The 18365-nt window shown below is 71.0% G+C and carries 13 protein-coding genes; 9 read left to right on the forward strand and 4 right to left on the reverse strand.

The window, feature by feature from the left end; genetic code table 11:
- The first annotated feature begins 141 nt into the window (after window positions 1-141).
- The 6 genes from glnII to ABZ915_RS31535 all read left to right on the forward strand — a co-directional run bounded on the left by glnII (window position 142) and on the right by ABZ915_RS31535 (window position 6958).
- Window positions 142-1179, forward strand: a complete 1038-nt coding sequence (gene glnII, locus ABZ915_RS31510; protein ID WP_361810273.1) for a glutamine synthetase — start codon at window positions 142-144, stop codon at window positions 1177-1179.
- A 342-nt stretch (window positions 1180-1521) separates the two neighbouring features.
- Window positions 1522-2103 (forward strand): winged helix-turn-helix domain-containing protein, encoded by a 582-nt coding sequence (locus tag ABZ915_RS31515; RefSeq protein ID WP_361810275.1) that lies wholly within the window; start codon window positions 1522-1524, stop codon window positions 2101-2103.
- A gap of 89 nt (window positions 2104-2192) precedes the next feature.
- Window positions 2193-3230 carry an NAD-dependent epimerase/dehydratase family protein gene (locus ABZ915_RS31520; protein WP_361810277.1) on the forward strand — a complete coding sequence of 346 codons (1038 nt, stop codon included), beginning with the start codon at window positions 2193-2195 and terminating at the stop codon, window positions 3228-3230.
- A gap of 53 nt (window positions 3231-3283) precedes the next feature.
- Window positions 3284-4555 (forward strand): sensor domain-containing protein, encoded by a 1272-nt coding sequence (locus ABZ915_RS31525; protein ID WP_361810279.1) that lies wholly within the window; start codon window positions 3284-3286, stop codon window positions 4553-4555.
- Window positions 4540-5196: a response regulator transcription factor gene (locus tag ABZ915_RS31530; RefSeq protein WP_361810281.1), complete on the forward strand. Its 657-nt coding sequence runs from the start codon at window positions 4540-4542 to the stop codon at window positions 5194-5196. The genes ABZ915_RS31525 and ABZ915_RS31530 overlap by 16 nt, the downstream gene beginning before the upstream one ends.
- Window positions 5197-5380: 184 nt before the next feature.
- A complete protein-coding gene (locus ABZ915_RS31535; RefSeq protein ID WP_361810283.1) occupies window positions 5381-6958 on the forward strand; it encodes a DUF1996 domain-containing protein in 1578 nt (525 codons plus the stop codon).
- A gap of 78 nt (window positions 6959-7036) precedes the next feature.
- Here ABZ915_RS31535 and ABZ915_RS31540 read toward each other — a convergent pair whose 3' ends face one another.
- The gene (locus ABZ915_RS31540; RefSeq protein WP_361810285.1) at window positions 7037-7447 is read right to left on the reverse strand and encodes a hypothetical protein; all 411 of its coding nucleotides are present in this window, start codon (window positions 7445-7447) and stop codon (window positions 7037-7039) included.
- Between the two features lie 101 nt (window positions 7448-7548).
- On the opposite strand from ABZ915_RS31540, the gene ABZ915_RS31545 reads away from it, so the two are divergent.
- From ABZ915_RS31545 to ABZ915_RS31555, 3 genes are all read left to right on the forward strand, one after another.
- Window positions 7549-8094, forward strand: coding sequence for a tetratricopeptide repeat protein (locus tag ABZ915_RS31545; RefSeq protein WP_361810287.1), 546 nt, complete (start codon window positions 7549-7551; stop codon window positions 8092-8094).
- Window positions 8095-8198: 104 nt separating this feature from the next.
- Window positions 8199-10115, forward strand: coding sequence for a hypothetical protein (locus ABZ915_RS31550; RefSeq protein WP_361810289.1), 1917 nt, complete (start codon window positions 8199-8201; stop codon window positions 10113-10115).
- Between the two features lie 80 nt (window positions 10116-10195).
- Window positions 10196-10885, forward strand: a complete 690-nt coding sequence (locus ABZ915_RS31555; RefSeq protein WP_361810291.1) for a TetR/AcrR family transcriptional regulator — start codon at window positions 10196-10198, stop codon at window positions 10883-10885.
- A gap of 4 nt (window positions 10886-10889) precedes the next feature.
- Here ABZ915_RS31555 and ABZ915_RS31560 read toward each other — a convergent pair whose 3' ends face one another.
- The 3 genes from ABZ915_RS31560 to pulA all read right to left on the reverse strand — a co-directional run bounded on the left by ABZ915_RS31560 (window position 10890) and on the right by pulA (window position 18357).
- A complete protein-coding gene (locus tag ABZ915_RS31560; RefSeq protein ID WP_361810293.1) occupies window positions 10890-11252 on the reverse strand; it encodes an isomerase in 363 nt (120 codons plus the stop codon).
- 36 nt (window positions 11253-11288) lie between these two features.
- Window positions 11289-12917: a fused response regulator/phosphatase gene (locus ABZ915_RS31565; RefSeq protein WP_361810295.1), complete on the reverse strand. Its 1629-nt coding sequence runs from the start codon at window positions 12915-12917 to the stop codon at window positions 11289-11291.
- A gap of 76 nt (window positions 12918-12993) precedes the next feature.
- Window positions 12994-18357 carry a pullulanase-type alpha-1,6-glucosidase gene (pulA, locus tag ABZ915_RS31570; protein WP_361810297.1) on the reverse strand — a complete coding sequence of 1788 codons (5364 nt, stop codon included), beginning with the start codon at window positions 18355-18357 and terminating at the stop codon, window positions 12994-12996.
- Between the last annotated feature and the right edge of the window lie 8 nt (window positions 18358-18365).

Below are 18365 nucleotides of genomic sequence, written 5' to 3' on the forward strand. Positions count from 1 at the left end.
AGGTAACACGGGGTTCACACTCGGGCAATGATCGGGAAATCGCCTGTTGACAGGCTGCCGGGCAAGAACGGCGGCGCCCCAGTGCCGCAGCGCCGCAGCACCCGCAAGTGCGCCTAGACACACCCCGAAGGATGTGGCCCCGTGAGCTTCAAGGCTGAGTACATCTGGATCGACGGCACCGAGCCGACGGCCAAGCTGCGTTCCAAGACGAAGATCTTCGGGGACTCCGAAAAGGGAGTCAGGGTCGAGGCACTGCCGATCTGGGGCTTCGACGGCTCCTCCACCAACCAGGCCGAGGGGCACGCCTCCGACTGCGTGCTCAAGCCGGTCTTCTCCTGCCCGGACCCGATCCGCGGCGGTGACGACATCCTCGTCCTGTGCGAGGTCCAGAACATCGACCTCACCCCGCACGCGTCCAACACACGCGCCGCGCTGGGCGAGGTCGCCGAGCGGTTCGCCGCGCAGGAGCCGATCTTCGGCATCGAGCAGGAGTACACCTTCTTCGACGGTTCCCGCCCGCTGGGCTTCCCCGAGGGCGGCTTCCCGGCCCCGCAGGGCGGCTACTACTGCGGTGTCGGCGCCGACGAGATCTTCGGCCGCGAGATCGTCGAGGCCCACCTGGACAACTGCCTCAAGGCGGGCCTGGGCATCTCCGGCATCAACGCCGAGGTCATGCCGGGCCAGTGGGAGTTCCAGGTCGGCCCGCTGTCCCCGCTCGAGGTCGCCGACCAGCTGTGGGTGGCCCGTTGGCTGCTCTACCGCACCGCCGAGGACTTCGGCATCTCCGCCACCCTCGACCCCAAGCCGGTCAAGGGCGACTGGAACGGCGCCGGCGCGCACACCAACTTCTCCACCAAGGCGATGCGCGAGGGTTACGACGCGATCATCACCGCGTGCGAGTCGCTCGGCGAGGGCTCCAAGCCGCTGGACCACGTCAAGAACTACGGCGCCGGCATCGACGACCGCCTCACCGGTCTGCACGAGACCGCCCCGTGGAACGAGTACTCCTACGGTGTCTCCGACCGCGGCGCCTCGGTCCGCATCCCGTGGCAGGTCGAGAAGGACGGCAAGGGCTACATCGAGGACCGCCGTCCCAACGCCAACGTCGACCCGTACGTGGTGACCCGTCTGATCGTCGACACCTGCTGCGCCGCGCTGGAGAAGGCCGGCCAGGCCTGATCCGCCGCACTTCCCTTCAGGGGCGCCCGCCGTCACGGCGGGCGCCCCTGCTGCTTGCCGTCCGCCTGCCGTCCGCTTGCCGTCCGAGGAGTGAGAGAAGACTCCTGTCACGGGCCCATGTCTGCTTCAATAAGGACATGGCCAGTTTCCAGAAGTACACCGCGACAGGTCGCCATGACCTCGAGCCCTTCTGGCCCTCCCGTCAGCACCACGACTTCGACCGGGTGTGTTGCCGCGCGACGAACGCGCGGGCCTTCTAAAGCCGTACACCCGGCCTTCGGCCAGCGCGACACGACGTACGTCCTCCCCGACGACCTCCTCGCGCGAAAGAGCTGACCTCTCATGGCAACCACTCGTTCTCTCTCCACCACCGCCACTGCCTCCGCCCAGGGTTCCCGGCACCGGCTGCGTGCCGTCGACCGGGAGGAGGTGGTCGACGTCGCGGACTTCCTGCCGCCGGGCGCCACCTGGCTGCCCGCCCCGCAGCACACCCTGCCCACCCTGCCGGGCCGGCCGCCGATGATCGGCTACCTGGTGCTCGTCCCGGCCGACCAGCAGCCGCCGTTCCTGCCCGTCGCGGTGCCCGACCAGCCCGCCGGCACCGCCGCGAGCGCCACCGACACCGGTGCCGACCAGCTGGTGCGGATCGACGCCGTGCAGCGCACCGCCAGCGTGGACGGGCGTGAACTCGACCTCACCTACCTGGAGTTCGAGCTGCTCGCGCACCTCGTGGCGCACCCGCACCGGGTGCACACCCGCGACCAGCTGGTCACCACGGTCTGGGGCTACGGCCACGTGGGCGACGGCCGCACGGTCGACGTCCACATCGCCCGGCTGCGCCGCAAGCTCGGCGCCGCGCACCGGGGCACCATCCAGACGGTGCGCCGGGTCGGCTACAAGTACGCCCCGCCGACCGGCCGCTGAGCCGTCCCGCCCTCCGTCCTCCCTCCTCCGTCCTCTGCTGACGGCAGATTCCCGTTCCGTCCCGCGCCCTCGGCGGGCACGATCACGGCATGAGACTTCTGGTGCTGGGTGGTACGGAATTCGCGGGGCGGGCCGTGGCGGAGGCGGCGCTCGGACGCGGCTGGGAGGTGACCGTCTTCAACCGGGGGCGGCAGGCGCCTCCCACGGGGGTGCGGTCGCTGCACGGCGACCGCACCCACCCGGACGGGCTCGCCGCCCTGGCCGGGGACGGGGAATGGGACGCGGTGGTCGACACCTGGTCGGCCGCTCCCCGCGCGGTGCGGGACACGGCGCGGCTGCTGCGGGGCCGCGCCGGGCGGTATGTGTACGTGTCGAGCATCTCGGTCTACGCCTGGCCCCGGGCCGCCGGCTTCGCCGAGGACGCACCCCTCGTCGAGGGCGCCTCGGCCGACGCGGAACAGACCGAGTACCCGCAGGACAAGCTGGGCGGCGAGCTGGCCGCCGTGGGGGCCTTCGGCGCCGACCGGTCGCTGCTGGTGCGGGCCGGGCTGATCCTCGGCCCGTACGAGAACGTCGGCCGGCTGCCCTGGTGGCTGACCCGCGTCGCCCGGGGCGGCCCGGTCCTGGCCCCGGGACCGCGTGACCTGCCGCTCCAGTACATCGACGTACGCGATCTCGCCGAGTGGATCCTGGGCTCGGTGGAACGCGGGTCGAGCGGACCGTACAACCTGGTGAGCCCGCGGGGGCACGCCACCATGGCCACCCTGCTGGAGGCCTGCGTGCGGGCCACCGGAGCCTCGGCCGAACTGCGCTGGACCGCCCCGGAGGTCATCCTCGACGCCGGGATCGAACCCTGGACCCAGCTGCCGGCGTGGGTGCCGCCGGACGGCGAGCTGTACGCGGGGGTGCACCACAGCGACGTCTCGCGGGCGCTGGCCACGGGACTGGTGTGCCGGCCCGTGGACGAGACCGTGGCGGACACCTGGGCGTGGCTGCGGGAGATCGGCGGCACGGCGCCCCTGCGGCCCGACCGGTCACTCAAGGGCCTGGACCCGGAGGTGGAGGCCAGGGTGCTCGCCGCGACCGGGGACACGGCGGCCGGGGGTGTACCTGACACCACCCCCTGACATGGGGCTTCGGACCAGTGCCCGTCACGCACCCGGTCCGCCAGACTGACGCCATGACGACGAACACGCACAGCGGCGGGGACTTCCGTACCAGGGCACGGGAGGTCGTGCTCGCCGCCGTACGGGGGCTGGTGCTGGCCGTGGTGACGCTGCCGATCTCGGCTCTCTGCTTCACCCTGACCCTGGTCTCCGTCGCGCTGATCCCGATCGGCGTCGGCGTCTTCACCACCCCGTGGATCCTGGGCGGCGTCCGGAACGTGGCGGACACCCGGCGGCGGCTCGCGGCCGAGTGGTGCGGGGTGCAGATACCGTCGGCGTACCGGCCGGCACCCGAGGGAGCCAACCAGTGGACGCGCACCTACGCGCTGCTGCGCGACCCGGCGGTCTGGCGGGACCTGCGGTGGCTCCAGGTCGACATGACGGCGGGATACGTCACGGCGCTGCTGCCGGCGGTGCTCCTCCTGTACCCGCTGGAGGGGTTCGTGGTGGCCGCCGGCCTGTGGCGGCCGCTCTCCGAGTTCGGCGGGTACTGGTACGGCTTCGTGCACGTCACCGACCAGGGCTCCGCGCTGGGCGCGGGCGCCCTGGCCGCCGCACTCCTCCTGCTCGCCCCCCTGGCCCCGCGCCTGCTGACCGCCCACTTCAAGCTCACCCGTGCCGTGCTCGGCGCGAACCAGGCCGAACTGGCCGAGCGGGTGAAGGTACTGACGGAGACCCGGCGGGACGCCGTCGACACCTCCGCCGCGGAACTGCGCCGCATCGAGCGGGATCTGCACGACGGGGCGCAGGCCCGGCTGGTCGCCATGGGCATGGACCTCGGCACCATCGAGATGCTCATGGACAAGGACCCGGCCAAGGCCAAGCAGCTCATCGGGCAGGCCCGGCAGGCGTCCGTGGAGGCCCTGGGCGAGCTGCGCGACCTGGTCCGCGGCATCCACCCGCCGGTGCTGGCCGAACGCGGACTCGGGGACGCCGTCAGGGCGTTGGCGCTGCGGCTGCCCGTCTCCACCGAGGTGGAGGTGGAGATGCCGGCCCGTGCGGACGCCCCGGTCGAGTCGGCCGCGTACTTCGCGGTGAGCGAGGCGCTCACCAACGCGGTCAAGCACTCCGGCGCCGACCGGATCTGGGTCGACGTCCACCACGCCGAGGACATGCTGCGGATCACGGTGACCGACAACGGCAAGGGCGGCGCGGTGGTCGGGGCCGGTTCCGGACTCTCCGGGGTCGAGCGGCGACTGGGTACATTCGACGGCGTCCTGGCCGTCAGCTCTCCCGCGGGCGGTCCCACCATGGTCACCATGGAGATTCCGTGCGTGTTGTCCTAGCCGAAGACCTGTTCCTGCTGCGCGACGGGCTGGTCCGGCTGCTGGAGGCCTACGACTTCGAGATCGCGGCCGCCGTGGAGTCCGGGCCCGAACTCACCCGGGCCTTCGCCGAGTTGAAGCCGGACGTCGCCGTGGTCGACGTCCGGCTTCCGCCCACCCACACCGACGAGGGCCTCCAGTGCGCCCTGCGGGCCCGGCAGGACCGGCCGGGGCTGCCGGTGCTGGTCCTCTCCCAGCACGTGGAGCAGCTGTACGCGCGCGAGCTGCTGGCCGACGGCAGCGGCGGGGTCGGCTATCTGCTCAAGGACCGGGTGTTCGACGCGGAGCAGTTCGTGGACGCCGTACGACGGGTGGCCGCGGGCGGTACGGCGATGGATCCGCAGGTGATCCAGCAGCTGCTGTCCCGGCGGTCGGCCGCCGAGGAGCAGCCGCTGGGCCGGCTGACGCCGCGTGAGCGGGAGGTGCTGGAGCTGATGGCGCAGGGCCGGTCGAACGCGGCGATCGCCGGCCAGCTGGTGGTCACGGAACGGGCCATCGCCAAGCACACCGCCAACATCTTCGGCAAACTGGGACTCGAGGTGTCGGACGACGACAATCGGCGCGTCCTGGCGGTGCTCGCGTATCTGGACCACGGCCGCTGACCCGAATTCAATTTTTCTGCAACTCCTGCTGCTCAGGAGCAGGTTGGGGGCAGATCGCGCAGAGATCCTCTGATGAATTTGTGAGTCGGCTGAACACGCCTGAGGCGGGCTCCGTATGAAATGGCGCCGCTTCACTCCTGTCGGGCGCCTCGATGCTGCCCCGCAAGGAAGTCAGAGGAGTTCCATGGGACGCAACACACGCAAGCGCCGTACGCCATTGGCCAACAAGGCCATTGCCGCATCGGCGGCCCTAGCGCTCGGTGGGGGCGGGCTGATCTGGGCGAATTTCTACGCTTCGGCGCATGAGTCGAACAACTCGGCTCAGAACCAGGTCAAGTCCGCAGCCGCGCAGGTAGCGACTATCGCCTGCCCGGATGTGGGTCAGAAGCTGACGAGCGTGCCGGCAAACGCCCAGAAGGGCGTGGCAGCGGAGCTGGCGAACCTCGACAAGCAGGTCACCGAGGCCTACGCGAGGCTCGCCTCCACCCGCCAGGCACAGACCAACGACGCGAGCTTCGTCCAGAACGCGATCGTCGGGCCCCTCAAGGAGAAGCGGGCCGCGACGATCGACCGGATCAGGCTCGACGTCCAGCGCGTCGGTGGCAAGTTCGACACCTCGCTGGCGCAGCTCGCCGCCTGCACGACGATGACCGCCAACCAGACCACCGCCGGTGGCCAGCAGAACGGCGGCCAGCAGCAGAACGGCGGCCAGCAGCAGAACAACGGTGGCCAGCAGCAGAACGGCGGCCAGCAGAACGGCGGCCAGCAGAACAATGGCGGCCAGCAGCAGAACGGCGGCCAGAACAACGGCGGCCAGCAGCAGGGCAACAACGGCCAGGCCGGCAACGGTCCGACGGCTGCCGACTTCGTGGACATCACGAAGGCCGCGGCGAACGTCCAGGGCAAGCCGGTGGCCGGCGGCAACGCCTCCAAGGGCACCTTCGTCACCAAGTGCGGTGTGAACGCCAACAAGAACCACAACACCGACAACGTGATCGTGGCGCCCGGTGTGACCAACGGCGCGCACCACCTGCACGACTACGTCGGCAACCAGAAGGTCAACGCCTTCTCCAGCAACCAGACGTTCCTTCAGGGCGGCACCAGCTGCCAGAACAAGAACGACCTGTCCTCGTACTACTGGCCGGTCGTGCGTATCCAGGACGGTACGCAGGACTTCGACCAGAACGCGGACGGCGGTGGCAAGGAAGGCAACGTCGGCAAGATCCTGACCCCCGTCCAGGCGGAGATCAAGTACGTCGGCAACCCGCAGAGCAAGGTCGTCGCGATGCCGCAGTTCCTGCGCATCATCACCGGTGACGCCAAGACCACGACCAACGGTCTGGGGAACGCCAACGCGCACTGGAGCTGCACCGGCTTCGAGAACAAGGTCCAGCTGACGGAGCAGTACCCGATCTGCCCGCAGGGCAGCAACGTGGTCCGCACGTTCGCCTTCCAGAGCTGCTGGGACGGCAAGAACATCGACAGCGCCAACCACCGCACGCACGTGGCCTTCGCCGACCCGGCGAGCGGCACCTGCGGCAACGGCTTCAAGGCCATCCCGCAGCTGACGATGCGCCTGGTCTACAAGATCAACCCGCCGACCGTGCAGAACGGCGTGGTGAAGAACGCCTACGCGGTGGACGGTTTCCCCGACCAGCTCCACAAGTCGGCCACCGACCACGACGACTTCATCAGCGTCACGACCGGCGGCCTGGCGAACAAGATCGCCAACTGCATCAACAGCGGTCAGCAGTGCCAGTGACCCACTGAGGTGGGACATTGAAGAAGGCCGGTGGCGGGTCCCTCCCGCCACCGGCCTTCGCCGTGTGTGCACCTGCCGTCAGCCGCTGTGGGCTGCGTGGGAGCTGTGGTTCGTCCCGATCTCCACATCGCCGCCGAGCTTCTTGCGCAGCGACTTGACCACCCCGTTGTCGCCGACGGCGACCCACTTGCGGCCCACGAGGTAGTAACCGCCGTAGTCCTTGGCGTCGTTGATCCACTCGCGCTGGCCGCGGTCGGTGGCGAAGGTGGCCAGGATGAACTTGCCGGCGCTGTTCTTGCAGATGGCCTGGCGGAGTTCGTCGGCGTCCGTCTGGATGTTCGGCGAGCACTTCACCTCGGCGGCCAGGCTCTCCAGGCTGCCGGTGGCCGTGGGCGGCACCGACTCGGTGGTGTCGCCGGAGCCGCAGCCCGTGAGCGCCAGTACGGCGACGGCGCCCGTCAGGGCGAGCATCGGTCGCGTCAACCTCATCTGTTCCTCCGGTCCAGGTCGGGCAATAGCATGCCGCAGAGAGCCCCGGTGCGGGGCCCTGCCCTTCGATACGGCGTTCACCGGCGCCACACTCAATTCGAATGTCACCCCAGGCACGGCTGTGCGAGAGTGAGCCGGTGAACCAAGACTGGGAAGACCGCGTGACCGCCGCCTGGGCCACCTTCGACGACTACCCCGAGGAGCGCGCGGCCGAGTTCCGGGCCGTGATCGACGCCCTCGTCGCCGAACTGCCCGAGGGCAGCCCGCTGGGCCCCTTCGAGCAGGCCTGCGCCTGGGACTCCACCGGTCACTCGGACAAGGCGGCACCGCTGTACCGGGAGGCGCTCGCCCTCGGTCTCAGCGAGGCCAGCGGTTACAAGGGACGCCGGGCCAAGATCCAGCTGTCCAGCTCCCTGCGCAACATCGGCCGGGCGGAAGACGGCGTCAAGCTGCTCACGCCCGAACTGGACGCGCCCTCGGACGAGTTGGACGACGCGGTACGGGCCTGCCTCGCCCTGTGCCTGTCCAGCCTCGGCCGGGACCGCGAAGGCCTCTCCCTCGTCCTCGGCGCCCTCGCCCCCCATCTCCCCCGCTACCAGCGGTCGATGGCGAACTACGCGCGGGCCCTGGTGGAGCCGGAGGACTGAGTCACCCGGTTCGGGGGACTTCTCCGGATCGAATCACCCGATCCGGAGAACCCGATCACCCGGACGGCGGGTGACCGTCGAACGACTCGCTCGTTTTCCCGAACGTGCAGTCACAGGATGTAGCCAACCGTCAAGCCCCCGTCCCCTCCTCGGCCGTAGGTGTCGAGCAGGCCGAGGCCGCCCTCGTCGAGCACTATCCGCGGCTCGTCCGGCTCGCCTATCTGGTGCTGCCGCCGGGCCTCGGCCGGGGCAGGCGCGTCCTGACCGCGCACGCGCTCACCCAGCGCGCCCTGCCCCGGGGCCGCAAGTCGTCGTCCGTGATCCCGGCCCAGTCGACCGGCCGCGACGGCGACCCCGGATACGCCTTCGTCCGCCTCCAGGTGGTGCGTACGGCCCTGGAGGCGGGGCTGCCGCTCAAGTGGAGGGCATGGCCCACCCGCTCCCAGCTCCCGCCGCTGCTGCCCCAGGTGTGGGGACTGCGCCTCTTCCCACGCTCGGGCGGCGCCGACGAGCTCGCGCTCGACCAGCGGCTGGCCCCCCTGTCCGGGCCGGGCCGTGCCGCGTACGTGCTGCGCGGGCTGGAGAAGCTCCCCGACGCCGATGTGCAGACCCTGCTGACGGCGGCCGGCGTCCCGGACCCGGGCACCGCCCTGAAGGAGGCCGACGGCATCCCGGCCCAGTACACGCTGCTCGACTCCGCCGAGTTCGACCCCTGCTCGCTCCAGGCCCGGCCCACCGATCTGATGCGGCGCAGACAGCACACCAAGGCGGCGCTCGCCGCGGCGGCCGCGCTCGCGGTGTGCGGCGCGCTGATCGCCCTCCCGGGCGGCGGCTGGGGCGCCGACGGCCCCGCCGCCCCACCGTACGCGCGGAACCCGGCGGCCGAGGCAGCCCTCGACCCGGGACGGCTGGTCCGGATCGCCCCCAGCACCTGGAAGACCGCCGCCCGCACCGACTTCTCCGTCTGGCCCACGCGCGGCGCCCTCACCCGTGACAGCGCCCTGCTGCGCCGTGCCCTCTCCGTCTGGGCCCGCCCCGGGGACACCGTCCAGGTCTCGGCGACCCCCGGCACCCAGACCGGCGGCCCGGCCGGACCGCCCCAACTGCTGTACGCGGGGCTGGTCGACAACGCGCGCGTGGTGATCCTCTACGACGGTCTGCGCATCGCCCGCTACGCCGAGCCGAAGGACGGCACGCAGGGCGCAGCGCTCGACTTCGCCCGCGTCGACGGGGCCAGGAAGGCCGACGCCGGCGCGCTCGTGCTGGGCCGGTCCGACGGGAACGTCCGGTTCCTGACCGCCCCCTGGGTGGAGAAGGCGGCCGAGCGGGACCTGATGAAGCCCGCCGCCGGAGCCATGGACCTGAACCTGGCCGACGGGGTCACCGCGCCACTGGCCAGCCCCGTCCTGCGGCCGGGCAGGTGCACCTCCTGGAACGTGCTCCAGCTGACCGACACCTCCGGCACCCATCTGGCCACCGACCTCGGCGAGTTGGTTCCGGCCCGGCTCACCTCCGGGCGGCCCGGCAAGACGGGCGACGGGCCCGGGGCCCAGGCCCTGCGCACCTGGGCGCCGTTCGCCTGCTCGCTGGCCCAGGACCGCGCCGCGGGCGTGCGCAGCGTCAACGCCTGGTCGTTCGCCGACCAGCAGCTGCCCGACGGGAACGGGGAGGCCGCCTGGGTGTGCACCCGGTCCGAGACCTGGCGCGGCGACGGGACGGCGGCCCTGGCCCAGTTCCAGACGGCGGGCTCGCGGCACGGGGTGATCGTGGCCAAGGGCAGGGACGGGACGGCGTGCGGTCCGCGTGATCCGCACGTGCTGGCCGGGGTGTTGTGGAAGGCCGGCGCGGGGAACTGGTACCTGCTGGCCGCGGGCAGCTGGGGCACCGCGTCGATCCGCACGACCGGCGAGGTCACCGCCTCGGCCAAGGGCAACCTGCTCGCCGCGAAGGCCAAGGAGGGCGCCCGCGCGGACCTGAAGGGCACCCTGGACGACGGCACCCCGATCAGCGGCCTGCACTAGGACCTCTCGCCGCCGGGAGTGATCGTCTGGCGCTCGACATGTGAACGTCGACGGCTGAATCCGATCGGTAAGGTGTTCGTATGACTACCGGGGTTCGCCGCAGAATGGGCGTCGAGGAGCGGCGGCAGCAGCTGATCGGCGTCGCCCTCGAGCTGTTCAGCCGCCGCTCGCCGGATGATGTGTCCATCGACGAGATAGCCTCGGCGGCGGGCATCTCGCGCCCGCTGGTCTACCACTACTTCCCCGGCAAACTCAGCCTGTACGAAGCCGCGTTGAAGCGGGCCGCGGAGGATCTGGCGGGCCGGTTCGCGGAGCCGCACGAGGGCCCGCCGGGCGCCCGGCTGCTGCGGGTGATGCGCCGCTACTTCGACTTCGTCGACGAGCACGGGCCCGGTTTCTCGGCGTTGATGCGCGGCGGGCCGGCCGTCGGCTCCTCCGCCACCAACGCGCTCATCGACTCCGTACGACAGGCCGCGTATGACCAGATCCTTTCGCATCTGGGCGTCATCGATCCGCCCGCGCGACTGGAACTGGTCATCCGCTCCTGGATCTCGCTCGCCGAGTCGACCGCCCTGCTCTGGCTGGACGGCCGCCGCATCCCGCGCGCCGAGCTGGAGGTCCAGCTCGTCCACGACTTCGCCGCCCTGGCCGCCGTGAGCGCCGCCTACGACGAGGAGATGTCCGCCGTCCTGCGCGGCATGCTGAAGGAGGAGCCGGCCGGCGGTCCCTTCGGTGACCTGCTCAACCGGCTGATCTCGCTGGCCTCCTGAACCGTCAGCGCTCGAACTTCCGGTACGACGCGTCGAGGTCGCGCACCTCGGCGGAGGCGTGCAGGACGAAGCCCTCGTCCGCCACGTGCTCGCGGAGCAGTTCGATGACGGCCTCGGTCAGTTTCGCCTTGGTCTCCTCGGTGCGGCCGACGAGCAGGCCGATCGTCACGTGCACGATGACGTGGTGCTGGTCCTCGGGGTCCTCGTAGCCGAACGCCGTGAACGCACTCGGCCGGAACTGGGTCTTGCACGCCTCCGGCTTCGCGGCCGCGATCTCGACCGTCGCGGTGTGCAGGGCGTGGGCGAAACCGGCCCGGTCGAAGGCCGGGGCCATCCCGGCGGAGTAGTCGACGGTGATCTGCGGCATGGGCACGCACTCCTGTTCTAGGGCAACGGTGTCACCCTAGTCGTCGTGATCCGCGAGCCGTAGGGCCAGCATCGCGATGTCGTCCTCCCGGTCGTGGGCGAAGCAGTCGAGCAGGGTGTCGCACAGCGGGGCCACGCCGGGCGGGGCGCCGGCGGCGGCCGTGCGGAGGTGGGCCAGGGAGACCGCGAGGTCCGTGCCGCGGGTCTCGATCAGGCCGTCGGTGACCATCAGCAGCCGGTCGGCGGGCCGCAGCACCAGTTCGGTGGGCGGCGGCCGGTCCAGGCCGAGGCCGAGCAGCGGCCCGTCCGCCGCCACGTACCCGGCGCCGCCCCCGGCCCGGACGAGGAGCGGCGGGATGTGGCCCGCGTTGGCGATCCGGACGCGCCCGCTCGCGGGGTCGGCCAGGACCAGGCACGCGGTGGCCGTGACGTCCGGGTGGTGGTGCTGGAGCATCCGGTCGAGCCGCGCGGCCAGCACCCGCGGATCGCTGTCCTCGACGCAGTAGGCGCGCAGCGCGTGCCGGATCTCCACCATGACGGTGGCCGCCTCCAGCGAGTGCCCGGCGACGTCCCCGACCGCGGTGAGCATCCCGTCGTCGGTGCGCAGGGCCGCGTAGAAGTCCCCGCCTATCTCGGTCTGCCGGGACGCGGGCACATAGCGGACGACGATCTCCAGGCCCGGCAGCCGCAGCTTCTCCGGCCGGGGCAGGAAGCTGCGCTGGAGGGTGAGGGCGACATGGCGCTCCACCTGGTACATCAGCAGCGGCTCGGCGGCCAGGGCGGTGTTCTGCGCGAGCCGGGCGAGCAGCGCCTCGTCCGCCGGGTCGGTGCCGGGCGCGCGGGACACCGGTGTGGCGAGGCAGACCGGCGTCCGGTTCGACCCGGGCCGGGCCACCACGAGCCGGGCGTCGTCCTCGGCGCCGGGCCGGAAGAACCCGGCCGGCCACAGCGGCGCGGGCACGACGGTGGAGTGCGTCCCGGTCAGCCCCTCGGCGAGCCTGGTGATCAGCCGGGCCACGGCCGCGTGCGCGGTGGCGTCGGGCAGGGCGAGGACACTGCGGTCACGGGACGTCCCCCGGTACAGCTCGCCGTCGGCACCGATCACGAAGGCCACGGCCGGGGCACCGGTCAGCCGGGCGGTGCCCTCGGCCGCCGCGTCGGCCAGTTCCCGCGCGCAGCGCGCCGCCTGCACGGCGACGGTGGCCTCGGACAGCAGCGTCATCCGGCGCACCAGCGACTCGGCGCCGGTGTGCCGGCGTGCCCCGCGCACCGCGGCCCGGACGACGGCCCGGATCTCCTCCGGTTCGGCGGGCATCGTCAGATACGCGTCCCCGCCCGCGTTCAGCCCGCGGCACCGGTCCCCCGGGGCCAGTGCGGCGGCGGAGAAGTGCACCACGGGCAGCGCGGCCATCGGCGGCCGCGCCTTGACCCGGCGGCACAGTTCGAAGCCGGTCATGTCGGGCAGCCCGACGTCCACCAGGGCCACGTCGGGCAGGGTGCCCGCGCGCAGCCGTGCGTCGAGTTCCACCAGGGCCTCGCCCGCGCTGGCCACCGGCACGACCCGGTGCCCGGCCCGGCGCAGCACCGCGCCCATGGCGTACCGGCTGGCCGCCGCGTCGTCGACGACCAGGATCGTGGTCTCGGGGTGCCGGCCGCTGTCTTCCATCTCCCCAGGCCCTCGGTACGGAAAGGTGGGGCGGCCCCCGAACGGAAGCCGCCCCACCCACGCTAGTGCCCGCGCGTCAGCCCCGGGTGAACACCGCCACGGTACGACCCGGAACGGCGAACGTGCCCGATTCCGCCGCGAACGCGGAGGACTTGACGATAGGGTCCGCACCCGACGCCTGCACCGGGTGCAGCCGGTAGTGCTCCCCGGCGAGCGCGGCGATCCGCTGCTCCTGCTTCTGGGGCGTCGCGTTGAACACCACGACGAGGTCACCGAGGCGCATGGTGATCACGCCGGGTGTCTCGTCCTTCCCGGACAGCGGGAAGGACAGCCGCGACTGCACCCGGTCGGCCGTGCCGAGGGAGAAGGCCTGCTCCGTCGTACGGATCCGCAGCAGGTCCCGGTAGGCGGCCGAGGCGCCCTCGATCTGCGGGCACCCGACGCCGACCGTGCTCAACAAGGGCTTGGCGTAAGCCCACTTGGACTGGTTGTCGGCGGCCGTCGGCAGGCCCCGGCCGAAGCCGTTGCCGTCCGCGCAGTTCCAGTGGATGGCGTTGAACCAGTCGCCGCTGTCGAAGGAGTTGCGGTCCAGCGACTTCGAGCGCAGCAGGTCGGTGCCGGCCTGGGAGAGCGCCGGGCCCTGCGAGAGGGTCGCGGTGGCCATCGCGAGGACCTGCATGCGGGCCCGGTCGGACGCGGAGGTGTCCTTGGGCAGCTTGTAGGCGAGGGCGTCGAACAGGGACTCGTTGTCGTGCGCGTCGACGTAGGCGAGGGCGTCGCCCGGCGCCTGCGCGTATCCGGCGGGTGAGCCGTTGTAGTCGATCTCCGCTCCGGTGACCTCCTTACCGCCGGTGTCGGTGAAGCGGTACTTGGCGAGGTTGCCGCTCAGGCCCACCTTGATCAGGTCCTGGTAGTGCAGGAGCCGGGCCTTCTGCTCCTCCTTCGTCCCGTTCGCCGTCGAGGAGTTGGGGTCGGTGTACAGCCCGGACGCGAAGCCCTGGACGCCGGGGTCGGAGTCGAAGGGGCTGCCGCCGCGCACCGCGTCCCGGGCGCGGTCGGAGAAGGTCGCGATGCCGGTGCCGGCCATGTTCTTCTGGGTGGCCTGCACGAACCGGGCGTCGTCGGCGACCTCGCCGAAGTTCCAGCCCTCGCCGTACAGGATGATCTTCTTGCCGTCGACGCCGTCCTTCGCGACGGTCAGTGCGTCGAGGGCCTTGCGGACGGCGAGGATGTTGGCCTTCGGGTGGTGGCCCATCAGGTCGAAGCGGAACCCGTCGACCTTGTACTCCCTGGCCCAGGTGACGATCGAGTCGACGACCAGCTTGCCCATCATCGCGTTCTCGGGCGCGGTGTTGGCGCAGCAGGTGCTGTTGGCCACGCTTCCGTCGGCGAGCAGCCGCTGGTAGTAGCCGGGCACGATCTTGTCGAGGACGCTGGTGTCCGCCTGGCCGCTGGCCGCCGTGTGGTTGTAGACGACGTCCATGACGACCCGGAGGCCGTCGCCGTTGAGCGCCCCGACCATCTTGCGGAACTGGACGGTACGCGCGGTGCCGTCCGGGTCGGTGGCGTACGAGCCCTCGGGGACCGTGTAGTGGAACGGGTCGTAGCCCCAGTTGTAGGCGTCCTTCGCGGCGGTCTTCGCGACGCACTCCTGCTGCTTGTCGGAGTCGGCCGCGAAGGAGGCCAGGTCGCAGTCGGGGGTCGCCTGGTCGGCCCTCTTCTCGGGGATGCCGGCGATGTCGAAGGCGGGCAGCAGGTGCACGTACGACGTGCCCGACTTCGCCAGCTCACGCAGGTGCTTCGAGCCGTCGCTGCCCTTGTCGGTGAAGGCGAGGTAGGTGCCCTGGTCCTTCGCCGGGACCGTCTTGTCGGCTACGGAGAAGTCCCGGATGTGCAGCTCCTGGATCTGCGCGTCCTTCAGCGGTACGGCCTTGGGCTTGCGCAGGCCCGACCAGCCGCTCGGGGCGAGGGACTTGTCGTTCAGGTCGACGACGAGGCTGCGCTCGGAGTTCGCGGTGAGGGCGACCGAGTACGGGTCGGTGACCTCGTTGGTGACCATCTTCCGGACGCTGGGCGCCCAGACCTTCACGACGTACCGGTAGGGCTTGCCCTTCCAGGACGCCGGGCCGGTGACGGACCAGACGCCGGTGGCCGCGTCCCGGTGCATCGGGACGGCACGGCCGTCGAGGTCGAGGCGGACGGACCGGGCGGTCGGCGCCCAGACGGAGAGGGTCGGCTTGCCGTCGTGGAAGGTGGGCCCGAGCCTGGTCTTGGTCGCGCCCGGGTACAGGTCGTCGAGCACGCCCGCGATCTGCACACCGGTCGCGGTGAGCACCGCGCCGTTCGCCGCGCGCTGCGAGGCGACGAGCTGGCCGCTCAGCGCCTGCCGCACCCGGTCCCGGTCGCGCGGGTCGACGGAGAAGGCGGTGTAGTTCCTCAGGTGCGGGAACTTCGCCTTCTGGGCGTCGGTGAGCGTGGTCTTCGACAGCCGCAGCCAGCGTTCGTCGTCGCTGGTCAGCGCCCCGTTCTTGACGGCGATCGAGCCGTCCTGGGAGTACAGCAGCTGGGTGGAGACGGCGCCGTCGACGCCGTTCCAGGCGAGCGTGTTCCGGTCGATCCAGATCGCCTTGGAGGTGGTCAGGTCGAGGGCGGCGGCACTGCCCGCGGGCTGCGGCAGCAGGTATTTCTCCTGGCCGTTCAACAGCCACACCTCGTAGCCGTTGTTCTTGAGGTCCAGGGACTGGTCGGTGGGGAGATCCTTGTCGTCGCCCTTGTGGATGATGTAGCTGAGACTGGTGGCACCGTCGGTGAGCGGTACCTCGAAGACCGCGCCATAGGCATCAGTCTTCACCGGCTTCAGGGGGTTCGACCAGTCGGTGGGGTTCGCGGCACCCGTCCAGACGTGCAGGCCCCAGCCGTCGTAGTTCCCGTCGGCCCGGTGGTAGTGGATGACGGCCTTGGTCTTGTCCTGGGCGGGTTGGTCGGGCCTCTGGGTCAGTACGTCCGTCTTCCCCTGCTCGACCCACACCTCACCCGTCTTGGTGACGTCGACGGACCGGTCGGCGGAGACGTCCTTGTTGCCGTCCTTGTCGACGACCAGGAAGCCGACGTTCGAGGCGCCGGGCTTGAGCTTGACGTAGGCGAAGGCTCCGTAGGCGTCCCGGCCGGTGAAGGGGTGGCCGGCGGGCCAGGTGGTGGACTCGCCGTCGGCGATGTCGCCCCAGGCGTACAGGCCCCAGTTGTCGTAGTCGCCGTCGGTGCGCTTGTAGTGGACGATCGCGTAGTCCCGGGAGGAGGCCGTGGGGACCTCGGCCGGGGGCGGGGTGCCGGTGGTGCTGCCGGCGGTGGCGCTCGCGGTGTGCCCGGCGGAGTCGACGACGACCGCCTTGTAGCGCAGGGCGGTCCCGGCGGGTACGTCCTTGCCGATGGTCTGGGTGACCTTGTACGGGGCGTGGTCGGCGGAGCCGAGGGTGCGCCATGTGCCGTTTCCGGTCTGGGCGGCGAAGACGACGCGGTCGAGCTGTCCTCCGGTGACGCCGGCGGAGAGTTCGACGGTCCCCGTGGCACCGGTGTCCGGGGCCCTGAGGGTGATCGTGGGCTTGGTGGCGGGCTTGGCGAGGCGGCCGGTCGCCTTGTAGACGACGGCCGCGCCGGCCGGGACGGTGACGGTGAGCTCGCGGTCTCCGTCGGTCTTCAGGGTGCCGTCGGCGCCGTGGATGCCCCGGTACGGCATGCCCGCCGAGCCGGTCGCGAAGGTGGCCGTCTTCGCCTCGTCCGCGTTGTTGAAGGCGACGACGTACTCCTGGCCCGTCCTCGAGTCCGTACGGGTGAACGCGTAGATCCCGGCGCCGTCGGCCGCGTACCGCTCGGTCTGCACTCCGTCCGTCAGGGCCGGGTTGGCCTCGCGGAGCCTGGAGAGGGCGGCGATGTCCTTGTACAGCGGTGCGCTCGTGTCGTAGGAGTCGCTCGCGTGGGTGCGGGAGGTGCCGATCTCGTCGTCGTCGAGGTAGTCGGCGACCTTGGAGGCGAACATGGTCTGGCGGGCGTCCTTGTCGCCGCCGGAGCCGGTGAAGCCCTGCTCGTCGCCGTAGTAGACGACCGGGTTGCCGCGGCTGAGGAACATGACCTCGTTGGCGAGCCTGTCCTTGGCGAGCAGTTCGGCGTCGGACGCCTTGGGGTTGTCCTGCTTGAGGAAGTAGCCGATCCGGCCCATGTCGTGGTTGCCGAGGAAGGTGACCTGCTCGTAGGCGTTGGCCTTGTCCGTCGTGTACTTGTAGTCGTCGCCGAAGACCGACGCCAGCTTCCGCGCGCTGCCGCCCTGGGAGGCGTAGGAGCGGGCCGCGTCCTGGAAGGGGAAGTCGAGCGTGGCGTCGAGGCGGCCCTGGGTGACGTACGGGGACGTGATCGAGGTGTCGGCGGAGTAGACCTCACCGAACATGAAGAAGTTCTTCCGGCCGTGCGCGGCGGCGTACTTGTCGAGCGCCGTCGCCCACCGGGTCCAGAACTCCATGTTCACGTGCTTGACGGTGTCGATCCGGAAGCCGTCGACACCGAAGTCCCGCACCCACCGCTGGTAGATCTTCTCCATGCCGTGGACGACCTCGGGACGCTCGGTCCACAGGTCGTCGAGGCCGGAGAAGTCGCCGTAGGTGGTGGACTCGCCGGCATAGGTCGAGTCGCCCCGGTTGTGGTACATCGTCGGGTCGTTGAGCCAGGACGGGACCTTGGCCTGGCTGGTGACCCGCGGGGTGTACGGGAAGGAGGCGCCGGAGACGGCCGGGAACCTCTTGGTCCCGTCGGCGTAGTCGGCGTCGTCGAAGGGCCTGCCGTCCTTGGTCAGGTAGGGGAAGGCGCCCTTGGACAGGTAGCCGGAGGACTGCTCCTCGTAGTTCACGACGTCGGCGGTGTGGTTGGTGATGACGTCGAAGAAGACCTTCATGCCCTTGGCCTGCGCCTTGGAGATGAGGGTCTGGAGGTCCTTGTTGGTGCCGAAGTGCGGGTCGACCTGGGTGAAGTCGGTGATCCAGTACCCGTGGTACCCGGCGGAGGCGTTGCTGCCGGTGCCCTGCACGGGGCGGTTCTTGAAGATCGGCGCCATCCAGATGGAGGTGGTGCCGAGTCCCTTGATGTAGTCGAGCCGCTTGGTGAGGCCCTTGAGGTCGCCGCCCTGGTAGAAGCCCTTGTCGGTGGGGTCGTAACCGGTGGAGAGGCGGGAGCCGGTCAGCCCGCCCTTGTCGTTGCCGGTGTCGCCATTGGCGAAACGGTCCGGCATGACGAAGTAGAACTGCTCCCGGGTGTCGTCGTGCCGGGCGGGCTCGGCGGCCAGCTTCGCGTCGGAGGGCGGTGCGGGCGGGGTGTCGGCATGTGCGGCGAGAGGCTGCACCAGCGCGACGGCGAGGGCGGCGACGGCGACGGCCGCGACCCGTCTGACATGTATCACCGGTATGA

The sequence above is a fragment of the Streptomyces sp. NPDC046915 genome, assembly GCF_040644935.1.
GTDB lineage: Bacteria > Actinomycetota > Actinomycetes > Streptomycetales > Streptomycetaceae > Streptomyces.

Excerpts from the sequence above, each read along its gene's own strand:
- ABZ915_RS31520 (WP_361810277.1), top strand. The coding sequence starts at position 2,193 with ATGAGACTTCTGGTGCTGGGTGGTACGGAATTCGCGGGGCGGGCCGTG.
- ABZ915_RS31555 (WP_361810291.1), top strand. The coding sequence starts at position 10,196 with ATGACTACCGGGGTTCGCCGCAGAATGGGCGTCGAGGAGCGGCGGCAG.
- ABZ915_RS31540 (WP_361810285.1), bottom strand. The coding sequence starts at position 7,447 with ATGAGGTTGACGCGACCGATGCTCGCCCTGACGGGCGCCGTCGCCGTA.
- ABZ915_RS31545 (WP_361810287.1), top strand. The coding sequence starts at position 7,549 with ATGTCACCCCAGGCACGGCTGTGCGAGAGTGAGCCGGTGAACCAAGAC.
- ABZ915_RS31535 (WP_361810283.1), top strand. The coding sequence starts at position 5,381 with ATGGGACGCAACACACGCAAGCGCCGTACGCCATTGGCCAACAAGGCC.
- ABZ915_RS31525 (WP_361810279.1), top strand. The coding sequence starts at position 3,284 with ATGACGACGAACACGCACAGCGGCGGGGACTTCCGTACCAGGGCACGG.
- ABZ915_RS31560 (WP_361810293.1), bottom strand. The coding sequence starts at position 11,252 with ATGCCGCAGATCACCGTCGACTACTCCGCCGGGATGGCCCCGGCCTTC.
- ABZ915_RS31565 (WP_361810295.1), bottom strand. The coding sequence starts at position 12,917 with ATGGAAGACAGCGGCCGGCACCCCGAGACCACGATCCTGGTCGTCGAC.
- ABZ915_RS31515 (WP_361810275.1), top strand. The coding sequence starts at position 1,522 with ATGGCAACCACTCGTTCTCTCTCCACCACCGCCACTGCCTCCGCCCAG.